The following is a 16024-nucleotide window of genomic DNA, read 5'->3' as shown; positions in this document are numbered from 1 at the left end:
AGAATAGCGTTGTGGCTCAGCGGCACTCGCCGGACGATGCGCGCGACAGCAGCGGCGTCCGCGACAAGAGATAGACGTCCATGATCCAGCCGTGCCGCTCGCGCAGCGCGGCGCGGCGCTCGACGATGGCCGGGCCCACCTCGGCCAGCGGGCCGTCGATCAGGCACTGCTTGTCCATGCCCAGATAGGCGCCCCACCAGATATGCAGCCCCTCCGGGGCCAGGGCCTGGAAGGCGCCGCCGGCGTCGAGCATCACGGCGACGCTCGAGGCGTCCTCGGGCCAGCCGCGCTCGCGCAGGCGCCGCCCGGTGGTGATCTGCACCGGCTCGGCCAGGGCGTTCAAGGGGATGCGGTGCTCGGCGGTCAGCACCTGCAGGCTGGTGATGCCCGGCACGACCTCGACCGCCAGCGCCATGGCATCGTCCTGCCCCACCCCCTTCAGGCGCTCGGCGATGCGCAGGCTGCTGTCGTAGAGCGAGGGATCGCCCCAGATCAACATGGCGACCCGCCCGCCCTGGGGCAGGTGGCGCGTCATCCGTTCGCGCCACACCTCGGCGATCGCCGCGTGCCAGTCGTCCACCGCGCCCAGGTAGTCGTCGCGGCCGTCGCGGCGCGGCAGGTCGAACTCCACGACCCGCGAGCGCGCGGCCTCGTCCAGCAGGTTGCGGCACAGCAGCCGGCGCAGATCGACCAGGTCCGAGCGGGCCTCGCCCTTGCGCGGCAGCAGGATCAGCTCCGCCGCCCGGAGCGCGCGCACGCCCGCCAGGGTGACGTGGTCGGGATTGCCGGTGCCGATCCCGATCAGTGAAAGGTGGATCATGCGTTGCCCTCTTGTGCCGAAGCCCCGCCCTCGGCGAAGGGCGAGTCCGCCGACTGCGGCCGGAAGCGGCGGTCATAGCCGATGGCGTAGAGGCGGCTGTCGTCGAAGTCCTCGCTGGAAAGCGCCGGGCCGACCAGGATCAGCGCGGTGCGGTTCATGGCCGGATCGAGCCGCGCGGCGATGGTGTCCAGCCGCCCGCGGATCACCTGCTGGTCGGGCCAGCTGGCCCGCCAGACGATGGCCACCGGGCAGTCCTCGCCATAGCAGGGCGCGAGCTCCGCCACCACGTGCTCGAGGTTGTGGATGGACAGGTGGATCGCCAGGGTCGCGCCGGTGCGCGCGAAGTTGGTAAGCGTCTCGCCGTCCGGCATGGCGCTGGCCCGCCCCGGCGTGCGCGTCAACACCACGGACTGCGCCACGCCCGGCAGCGTCAGCTCCTGGCCGAGGGTGGCGGCCGCCGCGGCGAAGGCGGGCACCCCGGGCGTGATGGCGTAGGGAATGCCCCGCTCGCGCAGCCGGCGCAGCTGCTCGCCCATGGCCGACCACACCGACAGATCCCCGGAGTGCAGCCGGGCCACGTCCTGGCCCGCCGCGTGGGCCGCCGCCATCTCGTCGACGATCTCGTCGAGGGACAGCGGCGCGGTGTTGACGATCCGGGCGCCCGCCGGGCAGTGCGCGAGGATCGCCTCCGGCACCAGCGACCCCGCGTAGAGGCACACCGGGCAGGACGCGATCAGGTCTCGCCCCCGCAGCGTCAAGAGGTCCGGCGCGCCGGGGCCGGCGCCGATAAAGTGGATGGTCATGTCGTGTCTCCTGTTGCCACCGCGGCGGTCGCGCGTCGATCCGTGGACATCAGTCGGGGGCCGAGCAGCGTTGCACCCGGACCCGCCGCCAGCAGCGCCACGGCCTCGGCGACGCTGCCCGTGCCGCGGGCCTCCCGGCTGTGCCGGGACTGCGTCAGGGTGTCGGCCTTGGCCAGCGAGGCGTCGGGCACGCCCAGGGTCGCGAGCCCCCGCGCGTCGCCCAGCGCCTGCACCAGCGGCCGCATGCTCTCGACCGCCGCCAGCCGGTCGACCGGGCCGTGTCGCGTCTCGATCCGCTCCAGCGCCTCGGCAAGCGTGGCGAGCGTCGCCGAGCGGCGAAAGCCGAACCCCACGACTCTCATCGCGCCACCCGCCACTGCACGATGGGATAGGCGGCCTTCCAGCCGCGCCGGGTGCCGAGGGCGGCGGCCGACGACAGCTCCAGGCGCACCAGCTCGCCACCGGCCTGGCGCTGCCAGTGGGCCAGCAGCGCCTCGGACTCCAGGGTGACGGCGTTGGCCACCAGGCGCGTGCCCGTAGGCAGGCGCCGCCACAGCGCGACCAGCAGCGCCTCCGAGAGCCCGCCGCCGATAAAGACCGCATCGGGCGGCGGCGTCTCTCTCGGCCCCTTCTCTGCCAAAGCACCCTCTTCGAGCAGCGCCACGGCATCACCCTCTACCACCTCGAGCCAGTCGACGCCGAGCTCGCGGGCGTTGCGGCGTGCCCGGTCCGCCCGCTCGGCATCGCGCTCGACGCCCAGGGCACGGTTGTCCGGGTGGGCCAGCAGCCACTCGATGGCGACCGAGCCCGAGCCGGTGCCGATGTCCCACAGCCGCTCGCCCGGTGCCGGCGCCAGGGCGGAAAGCGTCGCGGCGCGCACCGCCTGCCTGGTGATCTGGCCGTCGTGGTCGAACCAGGCGTCCGGCCGCCCGGGGGTCAGCGGCAGCGCCGGCCCGTCGCCGTCGACCTCGAGCCCCACCGCCACCGGATGGGCGATGTCGTCGGGCGGCTCGGCGTCGGCGCGCACGCGGCGCACGCGCTCCTCGATGCCGCCCAGCGCCTCCAGTACGTGAAGCCGGCTGGCGCCGAAGCCGACGCGGACAAGCCAGCCGGCCAGCTCCGTTACCGTGGCGCCGTCGCGCAGCAGCACCAGCAGGCGACGCCCGCGGTGCAGATGCGGGCGCAGGCGCGTCAGCGGCCGGGCATGCAGGCCCAGGCAGGTCACGCCCTCCAGCGACCAGCCGAGCCGTGAGGCCGCCAGGCTGAAGGTCGAGGGCGACGGCAGCGCCCGCCACTCGTGAGCCGGCAGATGTCGCGCCAGGGTCGCGCCGGCGCCGAACCAGAAAGGATCGCCGGAGGCCAGCATCACCACGCGGCGGCCGCGTTCGGCCAACAGTTGGGGGACGCCGTCGGCGAAGGGCACCGGCCACTCGCGCACCTCGGCGGAGAGCGCCGGCAGCAGGCGCAGGTGGCGCCGGGCGCCGAACACCACCTCGGCGGCCTCCAGCGCCTCGCGGCTTGCCGGCGTGAGCCCCGCCGTGCCACTCTCGCCCCAGCCCAACACCGTCAGCCAGGGAGCGTCGTCCGCGTCACTCATCATGTGGGTCCTGGTAAAGCGTCTCGATAAGAGATTCTTTCGCAACTCAATGAAAGAACTGAGCTTTTCCGGCGCCAAGACGCCGCGAGGGCGCTGTGAACCCATCCTTGGACGCTACCGACGCCCTGCGGCGCTCTCGCATCCTGCGCCGCTTGCAGGGCCGGTGCTGGCCATCCATGGCCAGCCCGTTCGGAGGAATCCTCCTCACCCCCGGCGTAGGACCCTCGCTTCGCCTTGTCCCCGTCGCTCATCTCGCCAATTGTTTGAAGGAGCTCAAAGCGCCCCGATGAAAGTCCTGATTCTGGGAGGCACCACCGAGGCCAGCGCCCTGGCCCGCACCCTGGCCGAGCGCGAGATTCCCGCGCTGTTCAGCTACGCCGGTCGCGTCACCGCGCCGAAGCCGCAGCCGCTGCCCACCCGCGTCGGCGGCTTCGGCGGCGTGGCGGGCCTGGCCAATTTCCTGGCGGAAGAGCGCATCACCCATCTGGTCGACGCCACCCATCCCTTCGCCGAGCGCATGAGCCGCAACGCCGTGGCCGCGGCCGAGCGGCTCGGCACTGAACTGCTCGCCCTGACCCGGCCGCCCTGGGCGCCGGAGCATGGCGACCGCTGGCAGCGGGTCGATGGCATCGCGGCGGCGGTGGACGCCCTCGCCGGCCCGCCCCAGCGGGTGCTGCTGGCGATCGGCCGCATGCACCTGGCCACCTTCTCGGCCCAACCGCAACATCATTACGTGCTGCGGCTGGTCGACCATCCCGACGCGCCGCCGCCGCTGCCGCTGCCGCGTCACACCGTGATCGTCGACCGCGGCCCCTTCACCCGGGAGGGCGACCTGGCCCTGCTGCGCGAGCACGGCGTCGAGCTCCTGGTGTGCAAGAACGCCGGCGGCGCGGGGGCGGCGGCCAAGCTGGTCGCCGCCCGCGAGCTGGGGCTGCCGGTGGTGATGATCGACCGCCCGGCGCTGCCACCCCGCCGCGAGGCGCACAGCATCGACGAGGTCCTGGCCTGGCTGGCTCATTGATCAACACCCTCTAATGACACCGACCTCGGCGTATAGACCCACTCGCGCTGTGCCCCCGCGATGCGCCGCGTCAGGCTCGAGCCCACCATCACCAGGGTGCGCATGTCGGCCATCGCAGGCTCAGCCTCGCCCAGGGAGGTGACGCGAAGGCACTCCTCCGGCGTGGAGACCGCGCGCGCGAACATGATCGGGCGCGCGTCGCCGCAGGCCTCGCGCAGCACCGTCAGGGCGCGGGCGAAGCCTTCCGGTCGCGAACGGGAGCGCGGGTTGTAGAGGGCCATGGCGAAGTCGGCCTCGGCGGCCAGGCGCAGGCGCTTCTCGATCAGCGCCCAGGGCTTGAGGTTGTCCGAGAGGTTGAGGCAGCAGAAGTCGTGACCCAGCGGCGCGCCGAGCCGCGCGCTGGCGGCCAGCATCGCGGAGACCCCCGGCAGCACCTGAATATCCAGCGCCCGCCAGGCCGGCTCGCCCGCCTCCAGCGCCTCGAACACCGCCGCGCCCATGGCGAACACGCCGGGGTCGCCCGAGGAGACGACCACCACCCGACGGCCCTCGGCGGCCATCTCGAGCGCCTGCTCGGCGCGGCGGATCTCCTCGCGGTTGTCCGAGCCGTGGCGGGTCAGCCCCGGCCGCGGCGCCACCCGCTCGACATAAGGCACGTAGCCTACGGCGTCGGTGGCCTCGCCCAGCGCGGCCGACGCCTCCGGAGTGATCAGCGAATCGCTGCCCGGCCCTAGCCCAACGATCCTGACCCAGCCCCCTTGTCTCTCTTCGCTCATGGCCGCCTCCCGTTGCCGTGGATCACCAGGATCGAGAAATAGGGCACGCGCTCGCCGACCTCGGCCAGCGGCACCACCCGCTGCTGGGCCATGGAGGCGTACTCGATCAGCCAGGCCTCGTCCTCGCGGCCGGCGCTGGCCAGCGCACGGCGCAGCTTGTCGAGGTGGCGGCCGATCTTCATCACCACCAGGGCGTCGGTGCGCGCGATGCGCTTGGCCAGCCTTTCCTCCGGCTGCGTCGCCGTCAGCACGGTCAGCACGTCGTCGCCCCAGGTGATGGGCTTACCCGTCGCCGTCCAGGCGGCGGACATGCCGGTGATGCCGGGCACCACTTCAACGGCCACCCTTCCCTGCAATCGGGTATAGAGATGCATAAAGGAGCCGTAGAAGAAGGGATCGCCCTCGCAGAGCACCGCCACGTCGTGACCGGCCCCGGCGACCTCGGCGAGCTGGGCCACCTGGCGCTCGTAGAAGGCCGCCAGCCAGGCGTTGTAGCGCGGATCGTCGAAGGGGATCTCGGTGGTGACCGGATACTCCATGGGCAGCTCGACGACGTCACGCGCCAGCATGCCCTCGACGATGGTGCGGGCGTGCCCGGTGCGCCCCTTCTTGCGGAAATAGGCAACGTGAGAGGCGCCGCGGATCAGCCGGTCGGCGCGCACGCTCATCAGGTCCTGGCTGCCGGGGCCGAGGCCGACGCCGACAATGGTGCCCCGGCTCATTCGCTGCGATCCGCCATGGCGTTGACGGCGGCCACGGTCACGGCGCTGCCGCCGAGGCGGCCCTCGACGATGGCGCAGGGCGCCGCGGCGCTCTCCCACAGCGCCTGCTTGGATTCGGCCGCGCCCACGAAGCCCACCGGGCAGCCGATGATCGCCGCCGGGCGCGGGCAGTCCGGGGCCTCCAGCATGTTCAGCAGGTGGAACAGCGCGGTCGGCGCGTTGCCGATCGCCACCACCGCGCCGTCCAGGTGGGGCCGCCACAGCTCCAGCGCCGCCGCCGAGCGGGTGTTGGCCATCTCCCGGGCCAGGCCGGGCACCCGCTCGTCGTGCAGGGTGCAGAGTATGGCGTTGTCCGCCGGCAGACGCTTGCGGGTGATGCCCTCGGCGACCATGCGCGCGTCGCACAGGATCGGCGCACCGGCCTCCAGCGCCCGGCGCGCCCGGTTCACCGCGTCATCGCGGAAATGAATGTACGGCGCCAGCGCCACCAGGCCGGCGGCATGGATCATGCGCACGGCCACCGGCTCCTCCTCCGGCGAGAAACGTGCCAGCTCGGCCTCGCGCCGTATGATGGCGAAGGACTCCCGGTAGATCGCCGGTCCGTCGGTTTCATAGACGTAAGGCATTTGTTTCCTCTCAATAAATCCTTCCCGGCAACAAGGCGTCGCGAGGGCGCTATGAACCCTTCCCTGGGCGCTACCGACGCCCTGCGGCGCTCTCGCGTCCCGCTCCGCTTGCAGGGCCGGTGCTGGCCATCCCTGGCCAGCCCGTTCGGAGCCGTGCTCCTCACCCCTGGCGTAGGACCCTCGCTCTGCCTTGTCCCCGGGGCTCGTCCTTTCTGACGCCAGGGTCGTGAGTGCAATAGCGTCGGATTCGCCAAGGCCGGTCACGACCGGCGTGTCGTCGGCGCGCCCGTCCAGGATCAGGTCGAAGCGGCCGTCGCGCCCCGTCAGGCAGACCTCGGCCGGCCGGCCGCGGGCGCAGCCCTTGGCACAGCCGGACACGTGCACCCGGCCCACGACCCGGCCGCTCTGCCGCTCGGCGAGCGCCTGCGCCAGGCCCAGGGTCGCCACGCTGGCTTGTGCGCAGTGGGGCGCGCCCGGGCAGGCGTCCATGGCCAGCCGCGGGTCGCGCTCGTCGTGCACAAGGCCCGCGATCGGTTCGCCGCCATTTCCTGGCCCTTCCACCAGCAGGCGCCGCCAGGGCGTCACTCCCACGGCGGTGATGTCCTCGGACGCGAGCGCGTCGCGCAGCGCCGAAGCCGGCGCGCGGCCGAAGGGCAGCCCGACCAGCCGGCCCCGGGGATGGTCGCCCAGGGCGAGGGGCACGCCGGGCCCGGCGGGCGCCGTGGTGGCCGGCGCCCAGGCGGGCAGCGGCGCCTCGAAGCGACGCATGCGCCCGGCCTCCGCGCCGCCGCTGTCGACGAACCAGTGCGCCAGGCGCGCCAGCAGCGCGACGGCGTCCTCGACCGAGCCCACCGGGGTGCCCCGCTCGCGGCCGTCGGCGCGCACCAGCAGCCCGCCCTCGGCGGAACGCTCGAGGCGAAGGTCCGCGGGGGCCTCGCCGAGCAGCGGCGCCGGGCCGGCGTCGACGGCCAGGCCCCACTTGGCCGGCAGCGTCGGCCACGCGTCACTCTGTCCCTCGAGACGCCCTTCGTGGCTGGCCAGCAGGCGACGGGCCGCCTCATGGGTGGCATCGCCCTCCTCCCAGCCCGGGGCCACCAGCAGTGCCGGGCGGCGCTCGGCCTGAGGGTCCGGGGCCACCAGTTCATGCTCCACGAGGCGCTCCATCAGCGCGGGCCAGCCGGCATCGGTCACGCCACGCAGCTGCAGGTTGGCGCGGCGGGTGAGCTCGATCAGCCCGCTGCCGAAGGTCTCGGCGGCGTCGCACAGCGTCAACATCTGCCCTCGCGTGAGCCGCCCCAGCGGAGGACGCACGCGCACCAGCAGGCCATCGCCGGTGGCCATCGGCCGCCAGGCCCCGGGGCACCAGCCCTTGACGCGGGGCACAGCCGGCCTAGCCCCCATGGGGCGCGGCCTCCCGGCGTTCGTCGAACTCGAGCAGCAGGTCCCGCAGGGCCTCGCCCCGCTCGCCGGCGTCCTCCCACAGGCCGCGCTGGACCGCCTCCAGCAACCGCTCGGCCATCTCCTCCAGCGCCGCGCCGTTGTGCTCGCGCAGGAAGCGCTGGTTGGCCTCGTCCAGCACCAGGGCATCGGTCACCTGGGCGTACTGGTAGTCGGCCACCAGGTCGGTGGTGGCATCGTAGGCGAACAGGTAGTCCACGGTGGCGGCCATCTCGAAGGCACCCTTGTAGCCGTGCTCGCGCATGGCCTCGATCCACTTGGGATTGAGCACCCGGGAGCGTACCACCCGGGCCAGCTCCTCCTTCAAGGTGCGGATGCGCGGGCGGGCCGGGTTGGCGTGGTCGGCGTGATAGATCGCCGGCGCCTCGCCGCCCAGGGCGCGGCCGGCGTTGGCCATGCCGCCCTGGAAGGCGTAGTAGGTGCTGGAGTCGAGGATGTCGTGCTCGCGGTTGTCCTGGTTGTGCATCACCGCCTGCAGGCCCTGGAGCTGGCGCTCGAAGGCGCGGCGCGCCCCGGCGCCGGACTCCGGGAACTGGCCGTAGGCGTAGGCGCCGGCGGCGAGGTAGGCCTCGGCCAGGTCGTCGGCGTCGTCCCAGGCGCGGCCGTCGATCCGCCGCTCCAGGCCGGTGCCGTACTCGCCGGGCTTGCTGCCGAACACCCGGTAGCCGGCCTCCTGATCGGCCGCCTCGGGCGAGAGCCCGGCGGCCTCGAGCTCGTCGCGGCGCGCCTCGACCGCCGCGCGGATGGTGTTGCCGTTACCCGGCTCGTGGTAGTCGGCCACCGCCCGCACCGCGGCGTCGAACAGCCGGATGACGTGGGGGAAGGCATCGCGGAAGAAGCCGGAGACCCGCAGGGTGACGTCCACCCGGGGCCGGCCCAGCAGCATGCTGGGAATCACCTCCACGTCGACCACCCGCTGCGAGCCGAGCGACCAGATCGGCCGCACACCCATCAGCGCCAGGGCCTGGGCGATGTCGTCGCCGCCGGTGCGCATGGTGGCGGTGCCCCAGATCGACAGTCCCAGCCGGCGCGGGTAGTCGCCGTGGTCCTGCAGGTAGCGCGCGACGAACGCCTGGGCCGAGGCCTCGCCCAGCGACCAGGCGGCGGGCGAGGGAATCGCGCGGTTGTCGACGCTGAAGAAGTTGCGCCCGGTGGGCAGCACGTCGAGCCGCCCGCGGCTGGGCGCCCCACTCGGCCCCGGCGGCACGAAACGGCCGTCGAGCCCGTCGAGCAGCGCGCCGATCTCCCGCTCGGCGCCGTGGCGCATGGCGGCCCAGAGGCCGTCGCGGGCGTGGCGGCAGAGCGCCGCGGTGGCCGGATAGTCCCGGGCCAGCCCCTCGAGGTCGCCGGATGCCAGCACATGGTCTTCGACCAGCCGCTCGGCGAGCCACTCGAGACGCTCGCGGGTGTCGGCGCCGCTGCGCCAGGGGGCGTCGCTCAGCGCTCTCAGCGCCGCCGGCCGCGGGCCCTGCCAGCGCTCGGCGCCGGCCGCCAGCGGATCGAAGTGCCGGTCGGGATCCTCCGGATCACGCAGCCCCAGGTCGTCGGCCAGGGCGTGCAGCAGGCCTTGGCGCTCGGGGCCCTCGCCCCTCGGCAGGCGCAGGATGGCGACCAGGGTCGCCGCCCGCTTGTCCGCCGGCGGCAGGGTGCCGAGCACATGCAGGCCGTGGCGGATCTGGGCTTCCTTGATGTCGCAGAGAAAGGTGTCGAGCTCGTTGAGCAGGCGCTCGTCGTCGCTTCGGCAGGCGTCTTCCGGATTGCTCGCGGCCTGGGTGAGCTCGGCGTCGATGCCGGTGCGCTTCAGATGGTCGAGGATGCGCTCACGCAGCAGGGCCTCGCGGCGCGGGTCCATGCCCAACGCCTGGTAGTACTCATCGGTCAGCGCCTCCAGCTCGGCCATGTCGCCGTAGAGCTCGGCCCGGGCCAGCGGCGGCATCAGGTGGTCGATGATCACCGCCTGGCTGCGGCGCTTGGCCTGGGCGCCCTCGCCCGGATCGTTGACGATGAAGGGGTAGAAGTGTGGCAGCGGCCCCAGGGCGACGTCCGGCCAGCACTCGGCGGAGAGCGCCGTGCTCTTGCCGGGCAGCCACTCCAGGTTGCCGTGCTTGCCGACGTGAATCACCGCGTCCACGCAGTAGTGCTCGCGCAGCCAGAGGTAGAACGCCAGGTAGCCGTGGGGTGGGACCAGCTCGGTGTCGTGGTAGCTCTTGGTCGGGTCGGCGTCCGGGCCGTCGTCGATGTCCCGCGCCGGCTGGATGCCGACGAAGGTCTCGCCGAGGCGGATGCCGGCGATCAGCAGACGGCCCTGGCGGTGCTTGGGATCGTCCTCGGGGGCACCCCAGCGCCGCCAGACCGCCTCCTGCAGCGCGGCCGGCAGGGTGCGGAACCAGGCCAGATAGTCGTCGACGCCGAGGCTCTGCCAGCTGCCGCGCCAGGCCAGCGACTGCGGGTCGTTGGTCACGCTGCCCTGCAGCCGGCGGATCAGGTCGTCGCCGTCCTCGGGCCGGTCCGCCAGCGGATAGCCGGCTTCCCCCAGCGCGCGCAGCAGGTGGACCGTCGAGGCCGGGGTGTCGAGGCCGACGCCGTTGCCGATGCGGCCGTCACGGGCCGGATAGTTGGCCAGCACCAGCGCCAGGCGCTTGTCGGCGTTGGCCGTGTGGCGCAGCCGCGCGTAGCGTCGGGCCAGCTCGGCGACGAAGGCGGCGCGCTCGGGATGCAGCCGATGGCGGGTCACCGACAGCTGGCAGCGCTCGCTGTAGTGGGACTCGGCCTTGAAGCCCACCGCCCGGGCGATGACGCGTCCGTCCATCTCCGGCAGCACCACCTGCATGGCCAGGTCGCGGCTGTGCAGGCCGGCGGCCTTGTCGCGCCAGTCCTCCTCCGGGCTGCTGGCGAGGATCGCCTGCAGCACCACCGGTCGGCCGGCGAACAGGCTTTCCGTCTCGCCACCGAGCGCGCCGCCGGCGACCTCGCCCTCGTCGGGCTCGCGATTGACCGAGAAGCCGGTGGTGTTGACCACCAGGCCGGCGCCGGTCTGCTCGATCAGGTGATCGACGAAGGCGACGCAGGCCGCCTCCTTCAGCGAGGCCACCGCCACCGCCAGGGGCGCGAGCCCCTGAGCCTCGAGCGCCGCGATCAGGCCGTCCAGCACCGCGGTGTTCGCGCCCTGCAGGTGGCTGCGATAGAACAGCAGCAGGCAGACGGGACGTGAGGGATCCCTCTTCTCCTGCCAATCCGCCAGGGTTGCTTCCTGGCCGTCCTTTGGCGCGGCGTCGGGCGCCTGAAAAAGCGCCGCATCCGGCGCGTAGAGCAGCGCCGCGGGAATCGCCCGGGGCTCGCGCCAGTCGAGCGGCGTCGCCAGGCACTCGGCGGCGACGAAGCGCAGCAGCTGCTCGGCGTTGTCGGCGCCGCCCTCGCGCAGGTAGCGCCACACCCGGCGGGCGGCGTCGAACGACACGCTGGAGGCCTCCAGCAGGGCGTCGTCCGGGGCGTCGCAGCCCGGCACCAGGATCAGCTGCCGTTTCGGGTCCGCCGCCGCCCAGGCCAGCAGGCGCTCGTGCCCGTACTGCCAGTAGGCACTGCCGCCGAGCAGCGAGACGATCACCAGGCGCGCCTGCTCCAGCACCCGGTCCTCGTAGAGGTCGTAGGCGGCGGGCTTGACCAGGTTCATCCAGTTGGCGAGGCGCACCGAGGGATAGTCGTCCCCCAGCCGCTCGACCGCCTGGGCCAGTGCCGACAGGCTGCTGTCGGCGGCCGACAGGATCACGACCTCGGCGGGCGCCTGCTGCAGGTCGACGATGCCTTCGTCGTCGACGAAGCCTCCGGGCTTGGCGGCGAACAGGTGCATCAGGCGGGCGTCGCGCTCTCGGCGTCGGCCAGGGCGGCCTGCAGCGCCTCGCAGTCGAGCCCCCGGCCGATGACGACCAGCTCGGTATGGCGCGGCTCGTCCTGGGCCCACAGCCGGTCGTAGTAGCCGTCCAGCCGCTCGCCGACCGCCTGGATCACCCGGCGCATGGGCTTGCCGGGAATCGCCGCGAAGCCCTTGGCGCGATAGATCTCGTGGGCCTTCAGCAGCTCGCCCAGGCGCGCCTCCAGCGCCTCGGCGTCGACCTCGCCCAGGCGGATCACCACGCCGTCGAAGTGATCGTGGGCGTGATCGTGATGGGCGCCCTCGGCGTGGTGCCGATCATGGTGGTTGTCGATGCGGTCGATGCCCTCCTCGCTGGCCGCGCCGATGCCCATCAGCGCCTCCAGGCGGGCCGAATCGTCGGCCAGGCCCGGATCGATAAAGAGCGTGCGGACCGCTTCCGGCACCCGCGCCTCGATCAGCGCCTCGACCCGCTGCCGCTCGTCCGCCGAGAGCAGGTCGCTCTTGCTGACCAGCACCAGGTCGGCGGCGCTCAACTGGTCGTCCAGCAGCTCGCGCAGGCTGGGATCGTGGTCGAGGCTATCGTCGGCGCGGCGCTGGGCCTCCACCTGCTCGACGTCGCTGGCGTAGCGGCCGGCGGCCACCGCGGGGCCGTCGACCACGGTGATGATGGCGTCGACGGTGCAGTGCTGGCGCACCTCCGGCCAGTTGAAGGCCTGCACCAGCGGCTTGGGCAGCGCCAGGCCGCTGGTCTCGATCAGGATATGGTCGATGTCGTCGCGGCGGGCCACCAGCTTCTTCATCACCGGCAGGAATTCCTCTTCGACCGTGCAGCAGATGCAGCCGTTGGCCAGCTCGAAGATGCCGCCGTCCTCGTCGAGGGCGCGCGCGCCCTCCTCTTCACAGCCGATGGCGCAGCCGCGCAGCAGGCTGGAGTCGATGTCCTGCTCGCCGAACTCGTTGACGATGACGGCGATGCGCTTGCCGGTGATCCGGCGCAGGATGCCGGCCAGCAGGGTGGTCTTGCCGCTGCCCAGAAAACCGGTCACCACCGTGGCGGGAATCTTGTTCAGTTGCATGCTTGGCATTCCTTTGTCGAGTCGGCCCGGGAGGCCTCGGCCGTGTCCGCGCCGAACAGGCGGGCCACGGCGGCGGGGTTGTCGGGGAAGAACAGGTGCAGGTAGGACGCCGTCAGACGCCGCGAGCGGTAGATCGCCTCGCCCGGCGCGGGATGGCGCTGGCGGCGGCCATGGGCGACAGGCTCGGGCGTGCCGCTGGCCTGGGAACGGTGATGGGCGTGGCCGCGCACCGGCCCCTCGGGCAGTTCGGCGGTCTGCATGCCCTGGCAACCGCGCCGCCCGCGCATGGCGCCCTGGCCCGGCAGCAGGCCCAGCATGGCGTGGGTATGCTCGTCGGCGTCCGTCAGGCTCTCCAGGCAATAGAGCAGGCCGCCGCACTCAGCCAGGATCGGCAGGTCCGCGGCGAAGGCAAGGCGGATGTCGTCGCGCAGGGCGGCGTTGGCCGCCAGGCCGGCGGCGTGAAGCTCGGGGTAGCCCCCCGGCAGCCAGAGGGCGTCGCACGCCGGCAGGGCGCGATCCGCGAGCGGCGAGAAGAAACGCAGGCTCGCCCCCATGCGCTCGAGCAGGTCCAGGTTGGCCTGATAGACGAAGCTGAAGGCGGCGTCCCGGGCCACGGCGATGGTGCGGCCGGCCAGCCACGGCGGCGCCGCGGCCGCCTCGGTGGGCGCCGCGGAGAAGGCCACCGGCGGCAGGTCCAGCAGGGCCTCGGCCAGGCCCTCGGCGGCGAGCGCCTCGGCGCCGGCCTCGAAGCGCGCTTCCAGGTCGTCGCGGATCTCCTCGGCCTGGACCAACCCCAGGTGGCGCTCGGGCAGGGCCAGGGCCGCGTCGCGGGGCACCGCGGCCAGCAGCGGCACGCGCGCCGGCAGCGCCGCCTCGATCAGCTCACGATGGCGCGCCGAGCCGCAGGCGTTGGCGATCAGCCCGACGATGCGGATGTCATCGCGGAAGCCTGCCAGGCCGGCCACCAGCGCCGCCGCGGTCTGGGCCATGCCCTTGACGTCCATGACGACGACCATCGGCAGGCCGAAGCGCGCCGCCAGATCGGCGCTGGAGGGCTCGCCATCGAACAGCCCCATGGCTCCCTCCACCAGGATGAGATCGGCCTCCCGGGCGGCCTCGAACAGTCGCTGACGACAGTAGGCCTCGCCGGCCATCCACAGGTCGAGCGGGTCGACCGGCTGGCCGGAGGCCTGGGCCAGCACCCGGGGGTCGAGGTAATCCGGGCCGGTCTTGAAGACCCGCACCACCCTGCCCCGGTTGCGCAGCATCCGCGCCAGGGCGGCGGTCACCGTGGTCTTGCCCTGCCCCGAGGCCGGCGCGGCGATAAAGACCGCCGGGCATCTGGCCATCATGTCACCTTCGCTCATCAGGCCTCCAGGCCGGCCAGCGGCCGGTAACGTGCGCCCAGTTGGCGGGCGAGGTCGCGGCCCCGCCCGCGCTTCACGGCGGCGCGCTCGGTATCCACCACCACGCAGTCGCCGAGCGATGGCAGCCCGCTCAGCGGCTGGCGGGTGCGGCCGTCGGTGATCAGGTAGGTGCGCACCTGCAGGCCGGCGTCCTGGCGCCGCCACTGGCGGATCAGGCGCGCCGCCCGCTGCACGGCTTCGCGCAGCGGCGTGCCGCCGCCGCCGGGCGCGGCGTCGAGCCGCTCGAGCAGGTCCTTGGGCGCGCGGCGGCGGGGCTGGATCGGCGTGATACCGTCGTTGCCGAAGCCCAGCACCGCGATCTGCTCCCGGGCGGCATAGGCCTGGCGGGCCAGGCGGTCGACCACGCCCTTGGCCCGGCCCAGCAGGCGTTGGCCGAGGGTGGAGGCGGAAGTATCCAGCAACACCAGATGCAGCACCGGCTGCCCGCTGCGAGGGCGGCGATAGCACAGGCGTCGCCAGGGCCACTGTCCGCGGTTCTCGACCAGAGTAGCGAACCAGTCCGGGCGCGCCTCGTCGCGGGCATCGCAGCGGTCACGGCGCGTGCGGCGCTGGCCCGCCTGGCGGCCGGGGCGGCGACGTGAAGCGGCCGTCGGGGAGGCACCGGCCACGGGGGCCACTGCATCGATCACCGGCAGGTCCGGCGGCGGCGTGGCGATGCTCGGCTGCGCCACCGGCGGCATGGCGCCCCACTGCCCCTGGGCCGTGTCGCCGGCATCCTGCCCCGGGGCCGCGGACCCGGCGGCGTCCGCCCCGCGCCATTTCCCACCCCGGGCCTCGCCGCCCGGCCCGTCGCCGGGCGGCGGCGTACCGTCCCGGTCGGGCGGCGGCGTACCGTCCCGGTCGGGCGGCGTCTCGGGGGCGACGGTGCGGCGGTGGGCCAGCACCCAGGGCTCGACGGCGTCCAGGTCCTCCCGGCTCACCCGGTCCTCGCCCCGCCAGGCGGCGTGGGCCCGGGCGGCGCGGTGCCAGGTCACGTCCGCGCGCATCCCCTCGACGCCGGCGGCCTCGCTGCGCATGGCGATATGCTCGTAGACCCAGGGCTCGACCATGATCTCGCCGCGCCGCTCACGGGCCTCGGCCAGGCGCCGGGTCAGTGCCGCCTGCTCGGCCCGATGCTCGGCGACGAAGGCGTGCGGGTCATGATCGAAGGCCTCGCGCTGGCGCATGATCGCCACCCGCTCCGCCACGCCGGGCGTGGCCGGCTGCTCGACGCACAGGCCGAAGCGGTCCAGCAGTTGGGGGCGCAGCTCGCCCTCGTCGGGATTCATGGTGCCGATCAGGCCGAAGCGCGCGGGGTGGGAATGGCTGATGCCGTCGCGCTCGACGCGGTTGACGCCGCTGGCCGCCACGTCGAGCAGCAGGTCCACCAGCGAATCCGCCAGCAGGTTGACCTCGTCGACGTACAGCAGGCCGCCGTGGGCCCTGGCCAGCAGGCCCTCCTGGAAGCTCGCCTCGCGCTCGGCGAGCACCCGCTGCAGGTCCAGGCTACCGGTCAGGCGCTCCTCGCTGGCGCCCAACGGCAGGGAGACCAGCGGCGGGCGCCGGCCCTCGGCGTCGTCCGGCAGGATCGCCGCCAGCGCCCTGGCCAGGGTCGACTTGGCGCTGCCCCTGGGGCCGCTGATCAGCACGCCACCGATGCGGGGATCGATGACGTTGAGCAGCAGCGCGGTCTTGAGCGTCTGCTGGCCGACGACGGCGACGAAGGGAAACTCGGGCACGACGGTCATGGCGTCACGACCGGCCGGTGGCGGGCAGACGCGAAGCGTGCACGGCGGCGGACACTCCGCCAGGAGGGGGAATCGGAAATCGCAGGCATGCTGATCCTCT

The 16024-nt window shown here is 73.3% G+C and carries 12 protein-coding genes and 1 pseudogene; 1 reads left to right on the top strand and 12 read right to left on the bottom strand.

What is annotated here, in order from left to right:
- Positions 1–16: 16 nt before the first annotated feature.
- The 4 genes from cobF to cbiE are packed head-to-tail and all read right to left on the bottom strand — an operon-like array spanning position 17 to position 3223.
- Positions 17–820 (bottom strand): precorrin-6A synthase (deacetylating), encoded by an 804-nt coding sequence (gene cobF / locus OCT48_RS05345; protein ID WP_263591687.1) that lies wholly within the window; start codon positions 818–820, stop codon positions 17–19.
- Positions 817–1623: a precorrin-4 C(11)-methyltransferase gene (gene cobM, locus OCT48_RS05340; RefSeq protein ID WP_263591686.1), complete on the bottom strand. Its 807-nt coding sequence runs from the start codon at positions 1621–1623 to the stop codon at positions 817–819. The genes cobF and cobM overlap by 4 nt, the downstream gene beginning before the upstream one ends.
- Positions 1620–1985 carry a cobalamin biosynthesis protein gene (locus OCT48_RS05335; protein ID WP_263591685.1) on the bottom strand — a complete coding sequence of 122 codons (366 nt, stop codon included), beginning with the start codon at positions 1983–1985 and terminating at the stop codon, positions 1620–1622. Before OCT48_RS05335 ends, cobM begins: the two co-directional genes overlap by 4 nt.
- A complete protein-coding gene (gene cbiE, locus OCT48_RS05330; RefSeq protein WP_412031026.1) occupies positions 1982–3223 on the bottom strand; it encodes a precorrin-6y C5,15-methyltransferase (decarboxylating) subunit CbiE in 1242 nt (413 codons plus the stop codon). Before cbiE ends, OCT48_RS05335 begins: the two co-directional genes overlap by 4 nt.
- 283 nt (positions 3224–3506) lie before the next feature.
- On the opposite strand from cbiE, the gene OCT48_RS05325 reads away from it, so the two are divergent.
- Entirely contained in the window at positions 3507–4241 is a 735-nt protein-coding gene (locus tag OCT48_RS05325) for a cobalt-precorrin-6A reductase (protein WP_263591683.1), read from the top strand.
- Here the strand turns inward: OCT48_RS05325 and cobJ are convergent.
- The 8 genes and pseudogenes from cobJ to OCT48_RS05285 all read right to left on the bottom strand — a co-directional run bounded on the left by cobJ (position 4235) and on the right by OCT48_RS05285 (position 15924).
- The gene (gene cobJ / locus OCT48_RS05320; RefSeq protein ID WP_263591682.1) at positions 4235–5017 is read right to left on the bottom strand and encodes a precorrin-3B C(17)-methyltransferase; all 783 of its coding nucleotides are present in this window, start codon (positions 5015–5017) and stop codon (positions 4235–4237) included. The genes OCT48_RS05325 and cobJ overlap by 7 nt on opposite strands.
- Positions 5014–5739 carry a precorrin-2 C(20)-methyltransferase gene (locus tag OCT48_RS05315; RefSeq protein ID WP_263591681.1) on the bottom strand — a complete coding sequence of 242 codons (726 nt, stop codon included), beginning with the start codon at positions 5737–5739 and terminating at the stop codon, positions 5014–5016. The genes cobJ and OCT48_RS05315 overlap by 4 nt, the downstream gene beginning before the upstream one ends.
- Positions 5736–6365, bottom strand: a complete 630-nt coding sequence (locus tag OCT48_RS05310) for a precorrin-8X methylmutase (RefSeq protein ID WP_263592578.1) — start codon at positions 6363–6365, stop codon at positions 5736–5738. The genes OCT48_RS05315 and OCT48_RS05310 overlap by 4 nt, the downstream gene beginning before the upstream one ends.
- A 1158-nt stretch (positions 6366–7523) precedes the next feature.
- Positions 7524–7706, bottom strand: a pseudogene (locus OCT48_RS19490) (cobalamin biosynthesis protein CobG); the annotation flags it as partial.
- Between the two features lie 49 nt (positions 7707–7755).
- Positions 7756–11670 carry a cobaltochelatase subunit CobN gene (cobN, locus tag OCT48_RS05300; RefSeq protein WP_263591680.1) on the bottom strand — a complete coding sequence of 1305 codons (3915 nt, stop codon included), beginning with the start codon at positions 11668–11670 and terminating at the stop codon, positions 7756–7758.
- Positions 11670–12770: a cobalamin biosynthesis protein CobW gene (cobW, locus tag OCT48_RS05295; protein WP_263591679.1), complete on the bottom strand. Its 1101-nt coding sequence runs from the start codon at positions 12768–12770 to the stop codon at positions 11670–11672. Before cobW ends, cobN begins: the two co-directional genes overlap by 1 nt.
- Positions 12761–14137, bottom strand: coding sequence for a cobyrinate a,c-diamide synthase (locus OCT48_RS05290; RefSeq protein WP_263591678.1), 1377 nt, complete (start codon positions 14135–14137; stop codon positions 12761–12763). Before OCT48_RS05290 ends, cobW begins: the two co-directional genes overlap by 10 nt.
- On the bottom strand, positions 14137–15924 hold the full coding sequence (locus tag OCT48_RS05285) for an AAA family ATPase (RefSeq protein ID WP_263591677.1): 1788 nt from the start codon (positions 15922–15924) through the stop codon (positions 14137–14139). Before OCT48_RS05285 ends, OCT48_RS05290 begins: the two co-directional genes overlap by 1 nt.
- Positions 15925–16024: the final 100 nt, after the last annotated feature.

The organism is Halomonas sp. M4R1S46 (assembly GCF_025725685.1).
Lineage (GTDB): Bacteria > Pseudomonadota > Gammaproteobacteria > Pseudomonadales > Halomonadaceae > Halomonas.
The sequence above is the reverse complement of the archived record's forward strand: the minus strand, read 5'-3'. Positions and strand labels throughout refer to the sequence as shown.

Bases quoted from the DNA above. Each gene is read 5' to 3' on its own strand.
- cobF (WP_263591687.1), bottom strand. From the start codon at position 820: ATGATCCACCTTTCACTGATCGGGATCGGCACCGGCAATCCCGACCAC.
- cobM (WP_263591686.1), bottom strand. From the start codon at position 1,623: ATGACCATCCACTTTATCGGCGCCGGCCCCGGCGCGCCGGACCTCTTG.
- OCT48_RS05335 (WP_263591685.1), bottom strand. From the start codon at position 1,985: ATGAGAGTCGTGGGGTTCGGCTTTCGCCGCTCGGCGACGCTCGCCACG.
- cbiE (WP_412031026.1), bottom strand. From the start codon at position 3,223: ATGATGAGTGACGCGGACGACGCTCCCTGGCTGACGGTGTTGGGCTGG.
- OCT48_RS05325 (WP_263591683.1), top strand. From the start codon at position 3,507: ATGAAAGTCCTGATTCTGGGAGGCACCACCGAGGCCAGCGCCCTGGCC.
- cobJ (WP_263591682.1), bottom strand. From the start codon at position 5,017: ATGAGCGAAGAGAGACAAGGGGGCTGGGTCAGGATCGTTGGGCTAGGG.
- OCT48_RS05315 (WP_263591681.1), bottom strand. From the start codon at position 5,739: ATGAGCCGGGGCACCATTGTCGGCGTCGGCCTCGGCCCCGGCAGCCAG.
- OCT48_RS05310 (WP_263592578.1), bottom strand. From the start codon at position 6,365: ATGCCTTACGTCTATGAAACCGACGGACCGGCGATCTACCGGGAGTCC.
- cobN (WP_263591680.1), bottom strand. From the start codon at position 11,670: ATGCACCTGTTCGCCGCCAAGCCCGGAGGCTTCGTCGACGACGAAGGC.
- cobW (WP_263591679.1), bottom strand. From the start codon at position 12,770: ATGCAACTGAACAAGATTCCCGCCACGGTGGTGACCGGTTTTCTGGGC.
- OCT48_RS05290 (WP_263591678.1), bottom strand. From the start codon at position 14,137: ATGAGCGAAGGTGACATGATGGCCAGATGCCCGGCGGTCTTTATCGCC.
- OCT48_RS05285 (WP_263591677.1), bottom strand. From the start codon at position 15,924: ATGACCGTCGTGCCCGAGTTTCCCTTCGTCGCCGTCGTCGGCCAGCAG.